1 protein-coding gene is annotated in these 970 nt (G+C 74.1%); it reads right to left on the minus strand.

Annotated features, from left to right (window positions below; translation table 11 throughout):
- The coding region (locus AC2W7M_RS26285; protein ID WP_486136114.1) for a flavin monoamine oxidase family protein at positions 1-868 on the minus strand (868 nt) is incomplete at its 3' end.
- Positions 869-970 lie beyond the last annotated feature (102 nt).

The following is a 970-nucleotide window of genomic DNA, read 5'->3' on the forward strand; positions in this document are numbered from 1 at the left end:
CGAGGGTGGCCGCGAGCGCGCCGCCGACGTCGAGGCCGTAGAGGTCGGTGCCGCCGATGCGCGCGGCGAGCGCCGTGGAGCGGCTGGTGGCAGCCTTGAAGAACAGCCGCTCGTCCGCCTTCAGGTCCAGCGGATTACCCGGCAGCTCGAAGGCGATGCGGTCGAACGCGCCGAGGGTGATGCGCTCCACCGCCGTGCGGTAGCGGGGCACGAGGCCGGGCGTGATGCGCAGCAGGCCGGAGGCGATCACGCTCGGCGGCACGGCGAGGATCACCACCCGCCCGGTCAGGGTGCCGCGATTGGTCTGCACCGAGATCTGGCGGCCGGACAGGTCCACCGTGCGCACCTGCGTCTCCAGCCGCACCGTGAGCGGCGCGGCGAGCTTCGCCACCATGGCGCCGAGCCCCTGGCGGCAGGCCATCTCGCCCTCGCGCTCCTCGGCGCGGGAGAAATCGACGGTGGAGACCTCCTCCAGTTCCTTGGCGCAGGTATAGGGCCCGGTGATGAAATGGGCGCTTGGCCCGAACGCGCCGAGATCGGGCAGAACGCGCGCCGCCGCCTGGTCCCGTCCGGCATCGCCGGCGGCGATGATGGCGCGCTCCGCCCGGCGCACGGTGGCGGCGAAATCCTCGTATTCGGCGTCGTTCGCCTCCTTGCCGCCGAGATAGAGCCGGGCCGGCAGGGGCACCGTGAAGACGTCGAACCCCGCGGCGCGGCCGGCCTCGGCCAGCGCCTTGCCGCCCGGCAGGTGGATGCGGCTCGCCCCCATGTCGAACGGCACGCCGAAGATCTGGGTGTCGGTGCGCGCGCGCCCGCCGACGCGGTTGGACGCCTCCAGCAGCGCGTAGGAATGGCCCGCCTCCGCCACCTTGCGGGCGGGCGGAGATGCCGGCCGCGCCGGCGCCGATGATGATCACCTCCACGGTGTCCGCGCCCCGCGTCTGGCCCACGCCCGCACCGCGCCGAGCGG

Source organism: Xanthobacter sp. BG11Y11_SDJG, assembly GCF_057364445.1.